Annotated in this window: 14 protein-coding genes and 1 tRNA gene; 8 read left to right on the forward strand and 7 right to left on the reverse strand. The window is 44.4% G+C overall.

Annotation, left to right across the window (positions count from 1 at the left end):
* Positions 1–5: 5 nt before the first annotated feature.
* Positions 6–1,253 (reverse strand): glutamate-cysteine ligase family protein, encoded by a 1,248-nt coding sequence (locus tag KNL20_RS06315; protein WP_230399760.1) that lies wholly within the window; start codon positions 1,251–1,253, stop codon positions 6–8.
* Between the two features lie 81 nt (positions 1,254–1,334).
* Here KNL20_RS06315 and KNL20_RS06320 point away from each other — a divergent pair.
* From KNL20_RS06320 to KNL20_RS06340, 5 genes are all read left to right on the forward strand, one after another.
* Positions 1,335–1,407: transfer RNA gene (locus KNL20_RS06320), tRNA-Thr, on the forward strand.
* 117 nt (positions 1,408–1,524) lie between these two features.
* Entirely contained in the window at positions 1,525–2,535 is a 1,011-nt protein-coding gene (gene asnA / locus KNL20_RS06325) for an aspartate--ammonia ligase (protein ID WP_230399761.1), read from the forward strand.
* 78 nt (positions 2,536–2,613) lie between these two features.
* On the forward strand, positions 2,614–3,303 hold the full coding sequence (locus tag KNL20_RS06330) for a helix-turn-helix transcriptional regulator (RefSeq protein ID WP_230399762.1): 690 nt from the start codon (positions 2,614–2,616) through the stop codon (positions 3,301–3,303).
* Positions 3,304–3,333: 30 nt separating this feature from the next.
* Positions 3,334–3,711 carry a RidA family protein gene (locus tag KNL20_RS06335; protein ID WP_230399763.1) on the forward strand — a complete coding sequence of 126 codons (378 nt, stop codon included), beginning with the start codon at positions 3,334–3,336 and terminating at the stop codon, positions 3,709–3,711.
* A gap of 38 nt (positions 3,712–3,749) precedes the next feature.
* The gene (locus KNL20_RS06340; protein ID WP_230399764.1) at positions 3,750–5,033 is read left to right on the forward strand and encodes an amidohydrolase family protein; all 1,284 of its coding nucleotides are present in this window, start codon (positions 3,750–3,752) and stop codon (positions 5,031–5,033) included.
* 66 nt (positions 5,034–5,099) lie between these two features.
* Here KNL20_RS06340 and KNL20_RS06345 read toward each other — a convergent pair whose 3' ends face one another.
* The 6 genes from KNL20_RS06345 to KNL20_RS06370 all read right to left on the reverse strand — a co-directional run bounded on the left by KNL20_RS06345 (position 5,100) and on the right by KNL20_RS06370 (position 12,049).
* Positions 5,100–6,458 carry a uracil-xanthine permease family protein gene (locus KNL20_RS06345; RefSeq protein WP_230399765.1) on the reverse strand — a complete coding sequence of 453 codons (1,359 nt, stop codon included), beginning with the start codon at positions 6,456–6,458 and terminating at the stop codon, positions 5,100–5,102.
* A gap of 88 nt (positions 6,459–6,546) precedes the next feature.
* Complete coding sequence (gene arcC, locus KNL20_RS06350) at positions 6,547–7,494, reverse strand: carbamate kinase (RefSeq protein WP_230400050.1); 948 nt, start codon at positions 7,492–7,494, stop codon at positions 6,547–6,549.
* Between the two features lie 31 nt (positions 7,495–7,525).
* The gene (gene ygeW / locus KNL20_RS06355; protein WP_230399766.1) at positions 7,526–8,719 is read right to left on the reverse strand and encodes a knotted carbamoyltransferase YgeW; all 1,194 of its coding nucleotides are present in this window, start codon (positions 8,717–8,719) and stop codon (positions 7,526–7,528) included.
* 32 nt (positions 8,720–8,751) lie between these two features.
* Positions 8,752–10,062 carry a YgeY family selenium metabolism-linked hydrolase gene (locus KNL20_RS06360; RefSeq protein ID WP_230399767.1) on the reverse strand — a complete coding sequence of 437 codons (1,311 nt, stop codon included), beginning with the start codon at positions 10,060–10,062 and terminating at the stop codon, positions 8,752–8,754.
* 78 nt (positions 10,063–10,140) lie between these two features.
* On the reverse strand, positions 10,141–11,364 hold the full coding sequence (gene dpaL / locus KNL20_RS06365) for a diaminopropionate ammonia-lyase (RefSeq protein WP_230399768.1): 1,224 nt from the start codon (positions 11,362–11,364) through the stop codon (positions 10,141–10,143).
* A gap of 31 nt (positions 11,365–11,395) precedes the next feature.
* Positions 11,396–12,049, reverse strand: coding sequence for a helix-turn-helix transcriptional regulator (locus KNL20_RS06370; RefSeq protein ID WP_230399769.1), 654 nt, complete (start codon positions 12,047–12,049; stop codon positions 11,396–11,398).
* 431 nt (positions 12,050–12,480) lie between these two features.
* Between KNL20_RS06370 and ssnA the strand changes: the two genes are divergently transcribed.
* The 3 genes from ssnA to hydA all read left to right on the forward strand — a co-directional run bounded on the left by ssnA (position 12,481) and on the right by hydA (position 18,272).
* Positions 12,481–13,812 (forward strand): putative aminohydrolase SsnA, encoded by a 1,332-nt coding sequence (gene ssnA / locus KNL20_RS06375; RefSeq protein WP_230399770.1) that lies wholly within the window; start codon positions 12,481–12,483, stop codon positions 13,810–13,812.
* Positions 13,813–13,844: 32 nt separating this feature from the next.
* Complete coding sequence (gene ygfK, locus KNL20_RS06380) at positions 13,845–16,829, forward strand: putative selenate reductase subunit YgfK (protein ID WP_230399771.1); 2,985 nt, start codon at positions 13,845–13,847, stop codon at positions 16,827–16,829.
* Positions 16,830–16,904: 75 nt separating this feature from the next.
* Complete coding sequence (hydA, locus tag KNL20_RS06385; protein WP_230399772.1) at positions 16,905–18,272, forward strand: dihydropyrimidinase; 1,368 nt, start codon at positions 16,905–16,907, stop codon at positions 18,270–18,272.
* The last annotated feature ends 25 nt before the right edge of the window (positions 18,273–18,297 follow it).

Here is an 18,297-nt window from a genome sequence, read left to right on the forward strand (position 1 = left end):
CAGATTTACTTTTGGTTCTGCCACTCTTTGGCCAGAGTTGTTCGGTGCCTTAAAAGCCTTCGGAAAGGGAGAAGGCACATACCTTCACCATCCTCCAGGTGCTCCTCCGCCAGATTCAAAAGCTCTTCTATAAATTTAACGGCCGGCTGCCCATAGATCTTACCCTGGTATCCATATCTTTGAAGAGATTTCTCTGATTCCCGAATGTCCCCGATGGCCACCGGGTATCTCTGCAGCAGCCCACTGGTAACCTCTTTACAAAAAAAGAGTCCCTTGATAAGTGCCAGATATGCCATCATATATTCGAATGGCATGCTGTCTGCTCCGCGGATTTCCACGTAATGCTTTACCCTGACATCCAAAAATGTCATGGACAGGATATGATCCAAATCTTTCGCATCAATCAGCCTGTCTTTCCAGATATCACAGACCCTCTGATTTCCGGTATAGACGGAGCCTTCCGGAGCGGGAAGAAAAATCAGAGGAAGATTCCAAAGATACTCCGCATATGTGTGAAATCCAAAATCATCATCAAATAATCCGTCCAATATCCCACAGCGTTTAGGATCCACATGATTCCATATCTCTGTCCGCGCCAGGTGATCAGGGAAGGGCAGTCCTTCGAACACAGGTGTATTATCTGACAAAAGTTTTAATGCCGGCATTACCAGATAGGCGGTCCGATACTTGCGTACAAAATCCTGTTCGCAGCAATAATCAATGGATACTTGTGTGGCGGCTGTACCGCGCATCATATTCCGGCCTCTCGTACCCGAAGTCTTAAAATAATCATCCATATACTGATATCTTTGCTTGGGAATCAGTGGCAAATCATCTACCTTGCTTTTTGGCTGATATCCTATAGTAAGTAATTCGTAGTCTTCAGCTTCCAGAAGGGGTTCGATGATCTGCAGAAAACTCTGATAGATTTTCATGATGACACGTATGCTTTCCTTTGGTACAATGCTAACTTCGAATTGTGCTGCCGGTTCAAGGCTGACGGAATAATCCAGATTATATAAGCCAAGAAGGGTTTCATCTTCATAATAATAATGAGGAAATACAGCTTTCAGCTGCTGCAGTATCCATCCAATGCCATGCGCTTCATAATAGGTAACTGCCTTTCTGGTTTTGCGATGTACGATAATATGCTCGATTTCCATCCCGAGTTTCTGTACACAATTCAACTTACATCCTTCACGGAAATGTTGTTCCAGAATCTCCAGATTCTGTAGTTTATAATCGTTATCCACGGAATAATACCTTTCTTCTTTTAAAAAAATAGTTGAAATTTTTGAAATACTATTGTATAATACACATTGTGTCTTACACAAGCCGAAATAGCTCAGTTGGTAGAGCACTTCACTCGTAATGAAGGGGTCGTCAGTTCGAGTCTGATTTTCGGCTTTATATTTTATCAGTAAACATCCGTGTTTACTGATTTTTTTCAACCCAGATATAATATATCATAGTTGGAATAATTTATCAAATCCAAATCCATTTAATGAAGAAGGGAAAAGAATTATGGCAGAAATTATGATTCCGCAGGGCTATGCATCCGCATTGAATCTGCATGAGACGCAAGTTGCGATAAAAACAGTGAAGGATTTTTTTCAGCAGGAGTTAGTGAAGCGGCTGAATCTTTTGAGGGTTACTGCACCACTATTCGTCCGTCCCGAGACCGGACTGAACGACAACCTGAACGGGGTAGAGCGTCCGGTAGGGTTTGAGATCAAAGATTCGAATCATACATATGCGGAAATTGTCCATTCACTTGCAAAATGGAAGCGCTTTGCACTGAAAAAATATGGATTCAAAGCCGGAGAAGGCTTATATACCGACATGAATGCAATACGGCGGGATGAGGATACGGATAATATTCATTCAATTTACGTGGACCAGTGGGACTGGGAGAGAATTCTGTCTCCCGAAGCGCGTACGGAGGAAACTTTACGGGATACGGTAAGAGCAATCTACAAGGCATTAAAGCATACGGAAAAATATATGTCCATTCAGTATGATTACATCAATGAATTTCTTCCAAAAGACATATTCTTTATCACATCTCAGGAACTGGAGAACCGTTATCCGGAGCTGTCTCCAAAGGAGAGAGAGTATGAGATCGTCAGGGAAAAGGGTGCAGTTTTTCTGATGCAGATTGGGGGCAGGCTGGCTGCCGGGGAACCACATGACGGACGGGCACCGGACTATGATGACTGGAAGCTGAATGGTGACATTATCATATATTATCCTGTTTTGGATATTGCTCTGGAGATTTCTTCCATGGGAATTCGGGTGGATGCGAAAAGCCTTCAGGAGCAGCTGGAAATAAGCGGCTGTCAGGACCGCGCAAAACTGGATTTTCAGAAAGCGGTGCTGGAAGGAACCCTGCCTCTGACAATCGGAGGTGGAATCGGACAGTCCAGAATCTGTATGTTTTTTCTGAGAAAAGCTCATATCGGGGAAGTTCAGTGTTCCATATGGCCGGAGGAAACCCTGGCAGTGACTGAAGCCCACGGTGTTCAGCTGCTGTAGCAATAATTTATTCTACTTTATTGATAAAAGTTTCTCTCTGTGCTATACTTAAAAAGGTACTGGAAGGGGGAATATATTTTGCATCAGGAACTTAAAAGTTATGTCCCGGTGGTGGAATTTCTGGGGAAGGCTTTAGGCAGCCAGTATGAAGTTGTGCTCCATGATTTTACAGACCCGGAGCATGCGATTGTGTCCATTGCCAATGGACATTTAAGCGGAAGGCAGGTAGGCTCTCCGATGACGAACCTTGCCATGAAGATGCTGCAGGATGATGTAGCGCAGCAGGGCAATGGAAAAACTTATATTGTACAGCACGAAGCCAGTGGGAAGGACGGTACACCATTTTCTTCCTCTACGATGCTTCTCCGGGATAATTCCGGAAAGGCGGTAGGTGCGCTGTGCATTAATTTTAATGTTAAAGCGTTTCTGGGCCTGCAGGAGTTTATCGAAAGCGTTGGACTGGGAGAGAATAAGCCGGCCAATCAGCCTGGAGCAAAGCATTATGAGGGCGAAATTCTGTCAGATGCCGGAAGCAGTGCCCTGGAAAGTGTGTATCACACGGTGATGGATAAACGTTTGAATATCGATACTTCTTCTCAGCAGATGAAGCAGGATATTATTAACGAGTTCTATACCGAAGGTGCATTTTTATTAAAGGGCAGTGTATCATATATCGCTGAAAAACTGGCAATGAGTGAGCCGACAGTATACCGATATCTGGCAAAAGCCAAACATGAATTGGGGGACAATCATCATATATCATACTAAGATGTATGGCTAAAAGAAAAGGAGATTATTATGGCTAAAGAAATTATTAACACAACAGAAGCACCAGCAGCAATCGGACCTTATGTACAGGCTGTAAAGAGTAACGGCACACTTTACATCTCGGGTCAGTTGGGATTTGATATGAGCACAGGAGAGATTCCGGCAGATGTGGAAGAGCAGGCTAAAAATTCCTTAAAGAATCTGGATGCAATTATGAAAGCTGCAGGAACAGATAAATCCAAGGTACTTAAAACTACAATTTTCCTCACAGATATGGGAGATTTCGCAAAGGTTAATGAGATTTACGGTGCATTCTTTGAAGGACATAATCCCGCACGTTCCTGCTTTGCAGTAGCTGCTTTGCCAAAAGATGGAAAAGTAGAAATCGAATGTATTGCAGAGGCTTAAGCTGACTGGACAGCCCGGATCCACCGGGAGGAGGAGCTATGGAATATTCAAAAAGAACAAGAATTCTGAAAGGTGATATCTGCTACAGTATAGATAAACATACCCTGAAGACCGTTTCTGATGGATTCATAGTATGTGAGAATGGCCTGATAAAAGGAGTGTTTCAGCAGATTCCGGAACAATATAAAGATTTTCCAATGGAGGATTACAACGGGAAGCTGATTATACCCGGACTGACGGATCTGCATGTCCATGCTCCCCAGTATTCCTTCCGTGGACTGCATATGGATCTGGAACTTCTGGAATGGCTGAATACCAATACCTTCCCGGAGGAAAGTAAATATAAAGATCTGGAGTATGCCAGAAAGGCCTATCGGATCTTTGCAGGGGATTTAAGACGCGGTGGAACGACCAGAGCCAGTATATTCGCGACGCTGCATGTACCGGCAACCAAATTACTGATGGAGCTGATTGAGGAATCCGGAATCCGGGCATATGTTGGAAAGGTCAACATGGACAGGAACAGTCCGGATTACTTGTGTGAGTCCGATGCCTTAAGTTCCGCGACGCAGACAGTACAATGGCTGAAGGATACGAAAGATGCATATGAGCATGTGAAGCCGATTATTACCCCCAGATTCATCCCTACCTGCTCAGATGAGCTTATGGGGATGTTAGCCGATGCTCAGAAGGAATTCCAGGTTCCTGTACAATCTCATCTTTCCGAAAACAGGGGAGAGATTGCATGGGTGAGGGAACTGGTTCCTGATTCCAGGTTTTATGGAGAGGCATATGACAGATTTGGGCTTTTTGGCGGGGAGACACCTACAATTATGGCTCATTGCGTACATTCTTCGCCTGAAGAGATACAGCTCATGAAGGAAAGAGGTGTCTATATTGCTCATTGTCCCCAGTCAAATGAAAACCTGAGTTCAGGTGCTGCACCTGTTCGTCTGTATCTGGACGAGGGCATGAATACAGGTCTGGGTTCAGACGTGGCCGGAGGAGCAACTTTATCCATTTTCCGCGCTATGACAGACGCCATACAGGTATCGAAACTGCGATATTGTATGCTTGATGAACAGATGGAGCCAATTACTATGGAAGAAGCATTTTTTATGGGAACAAAGGGTGGGGGAAGTTTCTTTGGCAAGGTTGGGAGCTTTGAAGAAGACTACGAGTGCGATGCACTTATACTGGACGAAAGCAGAATCCCTCATCCCCAACATCTGGAAATCAGGGAAAGGCTGGAAAGATTTTTGTATTTGTCTGGTGACGATGGAGTTATTCATAAATTCGTCGGAGGAAGAAAGATCTTTTAAGTTTCTACAAAGAAGCCGGAAAACATCTGCTTACAATATGCAGATGTTTTCCGGCTTCTTTGTAGGCTAATTTCTGTCAGTTTCTTCGAGCTTTTTATCCTTTGGAATAATCATATTTAACAGTACTGCCACAATTGTGGCAATTACGACTGGAGATTTTCCGAATACAGTGGTCACCCATGCAGGGAATGCGGCAAGGGCACCATTTACCTCGGACACACCCACGCCCAGAGCAGCGGCAAGACCTACGATAGAGGTACTGCGGGGGCTCATACCATCTGAGGCAACCAATTTCATACCTGTCATCGCAATAGAAGCGAATACACCGACGGTAGCGCCACCTAATACACAGTAGGGCACAGTGGTGAGAATAGCCGAAAATTTAGGTATAATTCCTGCAATCAGAAGAATTAAAGCAGACAAACCTAATACACAGCGATTTACAACCTTGGTAGTAGTAACGATACCAACGTTTTGTCCATATGGATTGGAAGGGAGACATCCGAATAAAGCGGATATAATATTGGTGATACCAAAACCTACGATACCTCCCTGAAGTTCTTTCGTTTCGGGATCCCGGTCCAGGGCTCCTGAGGTTACGGCAGAAAAGTCACCTACTGCCTGAATCGAATTTATGGCGAATAATGTTGCAAATGCAAAACATGCGGAAAATTCAAAGGTTGGTTTAATAGGCATCAGATGAGGCAGCTGTACATAAGAAGCCTGGCCGATACTTGTAAAATCCACCATCCCAAAAAAGAAGGAAATCACATAGCCTGCAGCCATACCAATCAGAATAGAGGCCAGCTTCCATACACCTTTACCGAAGTGATTCAGCAGTGTAACGATGGTCAGTGTAATAACTGCGACCAGCCAGTTCTGCCAAGAACCGAAATCAGGGCTGTCACTGCCTCCCGCCATGTAATTTACGGCCGTAGGATACAAAGACAGGCCAATCGTAAATACGACAGTTCCTGTTACGAGCGGCGGAAAGAAACGTCGAAGTTTACTCATGAACAATCCGGCAACAATTGCAACACAGCCACCGACTATCTGGGCACCCAGAATCGTTCCGATATCGTAATCTGTTGCAATGGATACCATGGTGGGAACATACGCGAAGCTTACTCCCAGAATAACAGGAAGACCAGAACCTAACTGGATTTTTCTTCCAAAAAGACGAATTGGAAATAGCTGCAGGAGTGTGGATACAGCCGAGAATATGAGAGCCGCCTGAATCATGATTACCTGTGTCTTTGCAGAAACTCCGGCGCTGGAGGTAACAATAATAACAGGTGTTACGCATCCAACAATCATAGCGACCACATGCTGAAGTGCCAGCGGCAGTGATTGTGAAAATTTTGGAATACCATCCAATTCAAAAAGAGAGGCATTTCGTTTTAGCTTATGTGTTGTATCAGACATTTTATCTCACTTTCTATCTTTTTTCCGATATTACAGCAGGGATGGTTCCAGAGTTTTCGGCTCTTGGACCATCCCTGCTTTTAGCAGATTACTGATGAATATGGGTTCCTGTGTTTCCAAGAATTCCTTCTTTTGCCTTTTCCAAAAGAGTAATCAAAGCGGTTCTGCCAGGTTTAGATTCTGCAAAACGTACAGCAGCTTCAACTTTGGGAAGCATAGAGCCCGGAGCAAAATGTCCTTCAGCGATATATTTCTTTGCATCGCTGCAATTTAGATCATTCAACCATTTTTCTTCCGGTTTTCCGAAGTTGATAGCAACCTTTTCTACGGCAGTCAGGATAATCAGAAAATCTGCATCCAGTTGTTCTGCCAGCAGACAGCTTGCAAAATCCTTGTCAATTACGGCACTGGCGCCTCTAAGATGATTACCCTCCAGTGTAACCGGGATGCCGCCGCCGCCGCAGGCGATGACGAGCTGTCCGGATTCCAGCAGAGCACGGATTGCTCCGATCTCCACGATTTCCGCCGGTTTTGGAGAGGCAACCACACGGCGGTAGCCGCGTCCTGCGTCCTCTTTGGTTACATAACCATAATTTTCTTCCGCAAACCGGGCCTCTTCCTGAGTCATAAAATGACCGATTGGCTTAGAAGGATTCTGGAATGCAGGATCTTCTTTTTCAACACGTACCTGTGTAATCATGGTTGCTACAGGCATATCTTTAATATTACGGTTATACAATTCTTCTCTTAACGCATTTTGAAGGTCATAGCCAATATAAGCCTGGCTCATAGCCACACAAACGGAAAGAGGGGTATTTGGCTGCGCAGCGTTTTCCCTGGTGAGTGCAGCCATGGCATTATTGATCATACCCACCTGTGGCCCATTGCCATGGACAACTACGACTTCACAGTCTTCCTGAATCAGATCAACAATCGCTTTTGCGGTGATTTTTACTGCAGCCATCTGCTCGGAGAGGGTGTTACCAAGGGCATTACCTCCGAGTGCAATGACAATCCGCTTTTTCTTCGCCATTATAGTTCTCCCTTAAATTTATTTATCCGACCGATTATTTGAAGATTCTCGGTGCCTTACGAACCTCAAGCTTTTTCAGAATCTCAGCAGGATTTTCAAATTTACTTAAGAAAATCATAGCTGCAATTACATATGGCTTGTAGCTTGCTTCTTTATAAAGAGGATCACGGTAACGATCGAATACAGATGCTTCAACTTCACCATCCTTGCAGCTTACATCATTGATATCAGCCGGCAGACAGTGCAGATAAAGTGCTTTTCCGTCTTTCGTAGTTTTCATCAGATCTTCTGTACAACACCAGTCCTTGTGCTCTGCATTCTGAGCCAGTAATTCTTTTTCAAGAGCGTTGATTCCGTCCTGATCACCTTTTCCATAGAGATCCGTACGTTTTTCCATAGCTGCAAATGGAGCCCAGCTCTTAGGATATACGATATCAGCATCTTTGAAAGCATCGGCCATATCGTGGGACACACGGAAGGAACCGCCCGAGTTTTCAGCATTTTTCTTTGCGACTTCTTCAACTTCCGGCATGATTTCATATCCTTCCGGATGAGCGAGAACAACTTCCATGCCCATACGTGTCATAAGGCCTACGACACCCTGAGGAACGGAGAGGGGTTTACCATAGGAAGGAGAGTAAGCCCATGTCATAGCGAGCTTTTTACCTTTCAGATTTTCAACGCCGCCAAACTCATGGATGATATGAAGCATATCGGCCATACACTGGGTAGGATGGTCGATGTCACACTGCAGATTTACAAGTGTAGGACGCTGCTCCAGGATGCCATCTTTGTTACCCTGTTCTACAGAATCAGCCACTTCATGCATGTAAGCATTACCTTTGCCGATGTACATATCATCACGGATACCAATAACGTCCGCCATGAAGGAAATCATATTAGCTGTCTCACGTACAGTCTCACCATGAGCAACCTGAGATTTGCCTTCGTCGAGATCCTGTACTTCAAGTCCTAACAGGTTGCAGGCAGAAGCGAATGAGAAACGGGTACGTGTGGAGTTATCGCGAAACAGGGAAATACCGAGGCCGCTTTCAAAAACTTTCGTGGAGATATTGTTCTCACGCATGAAGCGGAGAGCGTCTGCTACGGTCCACACAGCTTCCAGTTCATCGTCAGTTTTTTCCCATGTCAGGAAGAAATCGTTGTTGTACATTTCTTTGAAGTTTAATTTGTTTAACTTATCAATATAATCCTGTAATGTCTTCATTCTATAAATCTCCTTTTGTTTTTAATGGATTATTACTTACAATAGATGGTTGGAAGAGCAGCATAGACAGCAGCGCATACAACCAGGTCAGCTTTCCAGGTGATTTCGTTCGGAGCATGAGCCTGAGCTTCTGCACCAGGACCGAAACCGATACAGGGAATTCCATTACGTCCCATGATAGAAACACCATTGGTAGAGAAGGTCCATTTGTCGGTAAGAGGACGAGCTTTTCTCATCGCTTCTGTATCAGCGGTTCCGATACGGCTGTCACCGTAAAGTCCTTTGTAGGCTTCCTCCAGGGCTTTTGTCACATCGTGATCTTCAGGAATAACCCATGTAGGGAAGTAGCACTCAATCGGATAGGTAAGACCCTTATAAGAAGGGCGGGAGTACTCATACATGGATACGGTTACATCATCACCATATTTTTTAACGCTTGGAAGGCTGCGGATTTCATCCAGGCAGCTTTCCCATGTTTCACCTGCTGTCATACGGCGGTCAAGCGATATAGAGCAGGAGTCTGCAACTGCACAACGGCTTGGAGAAGTAAAGAAGATCTCAGAGGTAGTAACGGTACCGCGTCCAAGGAAGTTGGCTTCTTTATATTCCGGATTATATTTCTCATCCAACATTTTAACAAGCCCCTTAACCTCTGTGTCATCAGAAGCATCATTCTCGTTCAGGGCTCTGATGTCCTGAAGGATGTCAGCCATCTTATAGATTGCGTTGTCTCCACGTTCAGGAGCGGAACCATGGCAGGAAACCCCTTTAACATCTACGCGGATTTCCATACGTCCACGCTGTCCACGGTAGATACCGCCGTCAGTAGGCTCTGTGGAAACTACGAATTCAGGACGAATTTTATCCTCATTAATGATGTACTGCCAGCAAAGTCCGTCACAGTCTTCTTCCTGAACGGTACCAACTACCATAACTGTATATTTGTCACTTAACAGGCCCAGATCTTTCATGATTCTGGCACCATATACAGCAGATACGATACCACCAAGCTGATCGGATACACCACGGCCGCCGATTTCAGTTTCGTTCTCATAGCCTTTATAAGGATCAAAGTTCCAGTTATTTTTATTACCAATACCAACGGTATCGATATGAGCATCAAATGCAATCAGAGTCTTGCCGGTTCCCATAAAGCCCATTACATTACCCATCGGATCAATCTCAACTTTATCAAAATCAAGTTTGCGCATCTCCTCAGCGATTCTGTTCACATGAGCTTCTTCATCACAGCTTTCGCCGGGGAATTGTACGATGCCGCGTAAAAATGCTGTCATGTCAGCCTGATAATTCTGAGCTGTTTCTTTAATCTTATTTAAATCCATCTTCGTTCCTCCTCAATTTATAATTGGTTAACAGGTGTATATACAAAGCACATACTAAAGATGTGTTTCGTACGGTAATCAGTCAAAGAAATTGTCGTTTTTTCCATCCCATACAATCTCTTTATAGCGGTCGGGGTCAGTATCTCCTTCAGTAGAAAAGAGCAGTATTCTGGAGTCTTCATCCAATCCAATGGCTTCTTTTAAATCTTTGTATTCATCCATGGTTAACATAGCCGCTAAAGCGCCGAAGGGAGCGGCACCGGATTCACCGGAAACTACCTGAGAATCTCCTTTAATTGGTGCAGACAGCATACGCATACCCTTTTCTGCAACCCAGTCAGGGGCGGAGATGAATACTTTTACGTGGTTTTTAAGAATATCCCATGAAATTGTGTTTGGTTCGCCGCATGCGAGTCCTGCCATAATTGTCAGCATATCGCCGTCAACCTTACGAAGATCACCATCACCGGCGGCGGCTCCCTTGTACAGACAGGCAGCAGGCGCAGCCTCAACAACTACAACGGTGGGTGGATTTTCCGAATAACGGTTGGCGAAATATCCCTGCACGGCACCGGCCAGAGAACCTACACCGGCCTGTACGAATACATGGGTCGGTCTGTCACAGCCATAAGCTTCAAGCTGCTCATCAGCTTCCATAGCCATCGTTCCGTATCCCTGCATGATCCAGGCTGGAATTTCCTCATATCCATCCCATGCTGTATCCTGCACAACAACGCCATTCTCTACTTTTGAAGCAGCATCTGCGGCCATACGCACACAGTCATCATAATTCACCTCTTCAATCGTAGCGGTAGCACCTTCATTCAAAATGTGCTGCAGACGTGTCTGTGTAGATCCCTTTGGCATGAATACGACAGATTTTTGTCCGAGACGGTTGGCTGCCCATGCAACGCCGCGTCCGTGATTTCCATCGGTAGCGGTAAAGAATGTGGCCTGTCCGAATTCTTTACGAAGTGCTTCGGAAGTCAACACGTTAAATGGAAGCTCCGATACATCTTTGCCTGTCTGTTTTGCGATATAACGTGCCATGGAGAAAGAGCCTCCGAGGACTTTAAACGCATTCAGACCGAAACGGTAGGACTCATCCTTTACATATACTTCTTTCAGACCCAGATAAGATGCCATGGCATCCAGTTTTGCAAGCGGTGTCGGAGCATATCCGGGGATTGACTGATGGAAGGTTCTTGCTTTTTGAACTGCTTCCAGTGACATGACGGATAACTGATTATCCTCACTGTGGGGCATATGGTTCACTGCCCATTGAATTTTTTCCTGATGCATAATTCACATACCTCCTCGTATTTACTGTTCATCATTTCTTATTTACATCGATGTAGCTGTAAAGTGTAAATTTTGAGATTCCGAAATACTTCGAAATCTTATCGCCGGATTTTGTAATCAGGAAAGCTCCCGCATCATTCAAAAACTGAATAGCGGCAACCTTCTCATCCTTATTCATCAGAGCGGCAGGCTTTCCTGCCAGATCTACAGATTGTTGAATTAAAGCGTCCAGCAAATCATTTACATTGTGAACGATTGGGTCCGGGGCGTGATGTCTTCCTGCCTGGGGCTCTGTTTCAATGATGTTTCTGACTGCCTGTTCCATGGTCATTAATGCGGTAATATCGTAATTAATGGAGAAAATATATTGAATCTTCCTGTCCTCTTTACTTTTCTCATCCCTGATATACATGGTACTGGATTTCAGGATACGCCCATCTGAAGTACGGGTCAGATAACTGAAATGATCGTGTACCCTGTCAGGATTTTTGTGGAGTGTCTCTAAGACAACCTTTGAAGGACCGTCACCAACTTTACGATTTGAAATATGACCATTGACAATATAGACAATCGAGTGCTCCAGGTCATGCTTTGCCAAGTCGTGAATGACGACTTCGCAATCGGGTCCGAATTGCTTTGCCAATCCCCCGGCTAGCTGTGTTAGAATTTCTAAAGTATAAGTCATGCCATATTATCTCCTGATCAACTAAAATGAAACCAACCTAAATAAATTTTAGGTTTTCGCTGTCATCACTCTCATCTGTGCCCATCATAGCACCAATATCAGCGAAATGCAATAGAAAAATACAAAAAAATTTAGGTAAACTGAAAAAAATTGTAATTAGTCTTGCAAATGCTTATAAAGCGTGATAAAATGTACATATCGTGAGACTTCTATCCTACTTGTTAAAAGGAAAATTGTACGAATTTTTGAAAAAATTCAGAATCTTGTGCAATTTTTTGGATACCAAAGTATCCAAGGAAAGCTGCCGGTGGCAGGTTTTCTGTATTGACCGGATGTGTGCAAAAAAAGTTAGGACCATGAATATTCACAAGCGGAGGAAGAAGACTCAAAGAAACGTTACGGAAAGCAAAAAAGTAAAGGAGAAAAGGTATATGTTAGTAATTGGAAACGGACGGTTGATAACCAGAGACGCAGAAAATCCGTTTATTGAGAATGGGGCTGTGGCGGCCGAGGGCAGCGTAATTAAAAAAACGGGGACTACAGATGAATTGAAAGCACTGTATCCTGATGCGGAATTTGTGGATGCAAAAGGTGGGGTGATTATGCCGGCATTTATCAATACCCATGAACACATTTACAGTGCCATGGCAAGAGGCTTGTCGATTAATGGATATAATCCAAAAGGTTTTCTGGATATCCTAGACGGGCAGTGGTGGACCATTGACCGCAATCTGAACAACGAGTCCACAAGGCAGAGCGCGCGCGCGACGTATATGGATTCAATAAAGAGTGGTGTAACGACGGTTTTCGATCACCATGCAAGCTTTGGTGAGATTCATGACAGCCTCTTTGCAATAGAAGATGCGGCAAAAGAATTTGGAGTGAGAACCTGCCTGTGTTATGAGACGTCGGATCGTGATGGCATGGACAAGTCCCGTGAGGCAGTTCTGGAGAATGCAGCATGGATTCGTCATGCATTGGCGGATGATTCTGATATGATTGCCGGTATGATGGGCATGCATGCGCAGTTTACAATTTCTGATGAGACCATGGAATTTGCTGCTGCGAATAAGCCTGCAGAGGTAGGATATCATATTCATGTTGCAGAAGGTATTGAGGATTTACACCATTGCCTGAAAAACTATGGAAAGAGGATTGTAGACCGTTTGATGGACTGCAATATTCTGGGTGAGAAGACTCTGCTGGCACACTGCATCTATGTAAATCCTCATGAGATGGAGTTGATTAAAGAAACGGATACTATGGTTGTGCACAATCCGGAATCTAACATGGGAAATGCCTGCGGATGTCCTCCGACCATGGAAATCGTTCACAGAGGTATTCTTACGGGACTTGGAACTGACGGATATACACATGATATGACCGAGTCTTACAAGGTGGCTAATATCCTGCATAAACATCATCTGTGTGATGCTAATGCCGCATGGTCTGAAGTTCCTCAGATGTTATTTGAAGGAAATGCAAAAATTGCAAACAGATACTTTGAGAAACAGCTTGGCGTATTAAAAGAGGGTTCTGCAGCGGATGTAATTATCATGGATTATAACCCGCTTACGCCAATGCATGCGGATAATGTTAACGGACACATTTTATTTGGTATGAGCGGAAAAGATGTCGTTACTACAATCTGTAACGGTAAAGTTCTGATGAAAGATCGTGAACTGACAGGTATAGATGAAGAAAAAGTATTATTTGAAGTAAGAGAAGAGGCTAAGAAGCTTTGGAGCCGTATCAACGGATAAAAGCATATACGACCTAGGAGGAATAAAATAAGATGAGTGATAGAATGACCCCGATTTCATTTTCGAACCTGATGACATGGATATTGGAAGAGCATAAACAGGGAACTGTATTTGGCATGCGCAGACCGTATGTTGCGAATCAGGAGCGTAATTATGAAATTTTCAGAAAGAAATTGGAAACCCCGATGGGACCTGCGGCAGGCCCGAATACGCAGCTTGCTCAGAATATCATAGCTTCCTATTATGGAGGTGCACGTTTCTTTGAATTGAAGACTGTCCAGAAGTTGGACGGTGAGGACCTTCCGGTTGCCAAACCTTGTATTAAGGCAGATGATGAATGTTATAATGTAGAGTGGTCCACAGAGTTATATGTACCGCAGGCATTTGATGAGTATGTAAAGGCATGGTTTGCTCTGAAAGCAATTTCCAAGGAGTTTGGTCTGGGGGCTGCTGACGGATTCCAGTTTAACATGTCTGTCGGATATGATTTGGAAGGCATTAAGCTGCCGAAAATCGACAAGTTCATCGAAGGTTTGAAAGATGCTTCTGATACGGACGTTTACAAAGAATGTAAGACCTGGCTGAAAGAGAACCTTGATAAGTTTGAAAACCTGACATTAAAGGATGTGGAAGCAATCGGACCGCAGATTACAAACTCTGCAACCCTTTCGACACTGCACGGATGTCCTCCGCAGGAGATAGAGCGAATTGCCAGGTATCTGTTGGAAGAAAAGCATGTTCACACATTTGTCAAGTGTAACCCGACGCTGTTGGGCTACGAATATGCCAGAAAAACCATGGACGAGATGGGATACGATTATGTGGCATTCGGAGAATTCCATTTTAAGGATGATCTGCAGTATGCGGATGCAATTCCTATGCTGCATCACCTGCAGGATCTTGCTGAGAAGAAGCATCTGGAGTTTGGGGTGAAAATCACCAATACATTTCCGGTTGATATCAAAGCAGGTGAACTGCCTGGTGAAGAGATGTATATGTCCGGTAAATCGCTCTATGCATTATCCTTGTCAGTAGCAAGAAATCTGGCCAGAGACTTTGACGGCAAGATTCGGATTTCTTATTCCGGCGGTGCGGACGCTATGAATATTAAAGGCATTATAGATGCCGGTATCTGGCCGGTGACCATGGCTACAACCCTGTTAAAGCCGGGCGGATATGAAAGATTCGAGCAAATTGCGAAGATTCTTGAGGATGAAGAGGTTAAACCGTTTTCCGGTGTTGATGCTTCCAAAGCGGAAGCGCTTGTGGAGAATGCAAAGACGAATAAATATCATGTAAAGGCAATTAAACCGCTTCCCTCCAGAAAATTAAAAAAACAGGTGCCGCTTGTAGACTGCTTTACAGCACCCTGCGAAGAACAGTGTCCGATTCATCAGGATATTACTTCCTATATGAAACTGGTATCTCAGGGTAAGATGGCAGAAGCCCTGGAGGTTATTCTCGACAAGAATCCTTTGCCATTTATTACAGGGACAATCTGTGCGCACACCTGTATGAATAAGTGTACACGTAATTTTTATGAAACACCTGTGAATATTCGCAGATGTAAGTTAGAGGCTGCAAAAGGCGGATACGATGAAGTGATTGCAAAGCTGGATAAACCGGAAATCACAACTGATAAAACAGCAGTGATTGTCGGTGGAGGCCCGGCAGGACTTGCAGCAGGGTACTTCCTGGCAAGAGGCGGTATGCAGGCGACCATTATTGAAAAGAAATCAAAGATGGGCGGTGTTCCGCGTAATTCAATCTCCGGATTCCGCATGACAGATGAAGATATTGATAAAGACGTAGCGTTAGTTAAAGCTATGGGTGTAAACTTCATTAACGACACAGCTGTAGAAAGTCTGGATGAATTAAGAAAAGAGTATGACTATGTGATTCTGGCTGTAGGAGCTGCCGACAGAGGAAATCTGGTTCTGGATGGAAAAGAGACCTATAATGGAATTGAGTTCCTGGAAGATTTCAATGAAACAAATGGTCATGTAAACCTCGGTAAGACTGTTGCAGTTATCGGTGGTGGTAATACTGCCATGGATGTTGCCAGAGCTTCGAAGAGAAACGAGGGCGTAGAAAAGGTTTCTCTTGTTTATCGCAGAACCAAACGCTATATGCCGGCTGATGAAGAGGAACTGTTGATGGTTATCGAAGACGGTATTGATTTTGCAGAACTGCTCGCTCCTGTTAAAATGGAGGATGGCCAGTTGATCTGTAAAAAGATGAGGCTTGGAGACTATGATGCAAGCGGACGCCGCAGTGTTATCGAAACGGAGGAAACTGTCCTTGTCCCTGCGGATACAGTTATTGCGGCCGTAGGTGAGAAGGTTCCGACAAGATTCTATGAAGCAAATGGAATTCAGGTAAATGAAAGAGGACGGGCTCTGGTGAACCAGGAGACTATGGAAACATCTCTGGATGGTGTATATGTGGCTGGAGATTGTGTTTACGGACCGGCTACAATCGTGGAAGGTATCCGTGACGGTAAGATGGCGGCAGAAGCGATTCTGGGTAAAAAATATGACAACAGCTTTGCTACCATGACGCCTGCTGAGGAAGTTTACGGAAGAAAAGGCAATCTGAAGGAAGAGGATGCGAAGGTTGCAGACAGTAATCGCTGCCTCTCCTGCAACAGCTACTGTGAGAACTGTGTGGAAGTATGTCCAAACCGGGCAAATATATCCATTGTGGTGCCTGGTATGGTGAAACATCAGATTATTCACGTGGATTATATGTGCAACGAGTGTGGAAACTGCAAGAGTTTCTGCCCCTATGACAGTGCTCCGTATCAGGATAAGTTTACCCTGTTTGCAAACCAGAAGGACATGGATGACAGCAAGAACCATGGATTCCTGGTAACAGACAAAGAGTCTGGAGAATGTAAAGTCCGGATTGCCGGGAAAACTTTTGATTATAAAGTGGGTACTGAGCCTGAGGCAGTGCCTGCGGGATTAAGAGGCATTATCGATACAGTGGTAAAATCTTATTCCTACATGCTGTAAGATAGAATTGTACGGATGACTCATAATCCGGCAGAGTATTTCGGGATGCACCCGATAAAAGAAAGAAGGCTGATTATGAAGAAACTGTTTAAAGGCGGAACCGTAGTATCTGGCACAAAGTCTGGTACGGTGGATGTCCTTATTGAGGATGAGGTCATCACCCGGATAGGTGAAAACCTGACCTGTCCCGATGCAGAGATTATTGATGTGACAGGGAAACTTTTGTTCCCGGGATTCGTCGACGCACACACACATTTTGATCTTCATGTGGCAGGTACTGTAACTGCAGATGATTTTGAAAGCGGAACGCGTGCAGCACTTCGCGGCGGAACAACGACTGTGATTGATTTTGCAACACAGTATGAAGGTGAGACGCTGGAAGAAGGATTACAGAACTGGTTTGGAAAAGCCAGGGGAAAAGCGAATTGCGATTATAGTTTTCATATGGCAATTTCTGAGTGGAATCCGGAAGTATGTGATGAGATTCAGAAAATGATTGATGAGGGGATTACCTCCTTTAAACTCTATATGACCTATGATAATCAGGTGGATGATAAAACAATGTATCAGATTCTAAAGCGCCTGAAGGAAGTTGACGGTATCACGGGAGTTCATTGTGAAAACAGTGGTGTAATTGCCGCCATGCAGCAGGATGCAAAAGAGAAAGGACTTATGGACGTAGCAACCCATGCAGCAACCCGCCCCGCACCTTGTGAGGCAGAGGCAATCGACAGGCTGCTTCGTATTGCTGAGATTGTAGACACCCCTGTAATTGTTGTTCACCTGACCTGCAAAGAAGGGCTGGAGGTAATTGAAGCAGCACGTAACCGTGGGCAAAAAGTATATACAGAGACCTGTCCGCAGTACCTTCTGATGAATGATGATAAATATCAGCTTCCGGGGTTTGAGGGTGCCAAATATGTGTGCGCACCGCCACTTAGAAAACCGGAAGATCAGCAGGCTCTCTGGAACGCCCTGAGCAAGGATGAAATTCAGACAATATCTACGGATCACTGTAGTTTTACTACAGAGCAGAAAAGGCTGGGGCTGGAGGATTTCACGAAGATACCCGGAGGAATGCCGGGGGTTGAGACCAGAGCCACTCTTATATATACTTACGGGGTGAGAGAAAATAAAATCACTCTGGAGCAGATGTGCAGACTGATGTCCGAAAATCCGGCCAGACTTTATGGATTGTATCCCAGAAAAGGTACTATAAGGGAAGGGTCTGATGCCGATATTGTGATCTTGAATCCGAAAACAGAGGATGTATTAACGGCAGGTGATCAGGAGCAGAGAGTGGACTACTCACCATTTGAAGGAACGAAAGTGACCGGTAGAATCGAAGATGTATACTTACGTGGACATCATGTAGTAAAAAATCATCAGATTGCTGAAACCCATCAGGGGAAATTCCTTCACAGAAAAACTTATAATCTCTAGAGTGTTTTGAACACATTCTGGAATT

The organism is Novisyntrophococcus fermenticellae (genome assembly GCF_018866245.1).
Lineage (GTDB): Bacteria > Bacillota > Clostridia > Lachnospirales > Lachnospiraceae > Novisyntrophococcus > Novisyntrophococcus fermenticellae.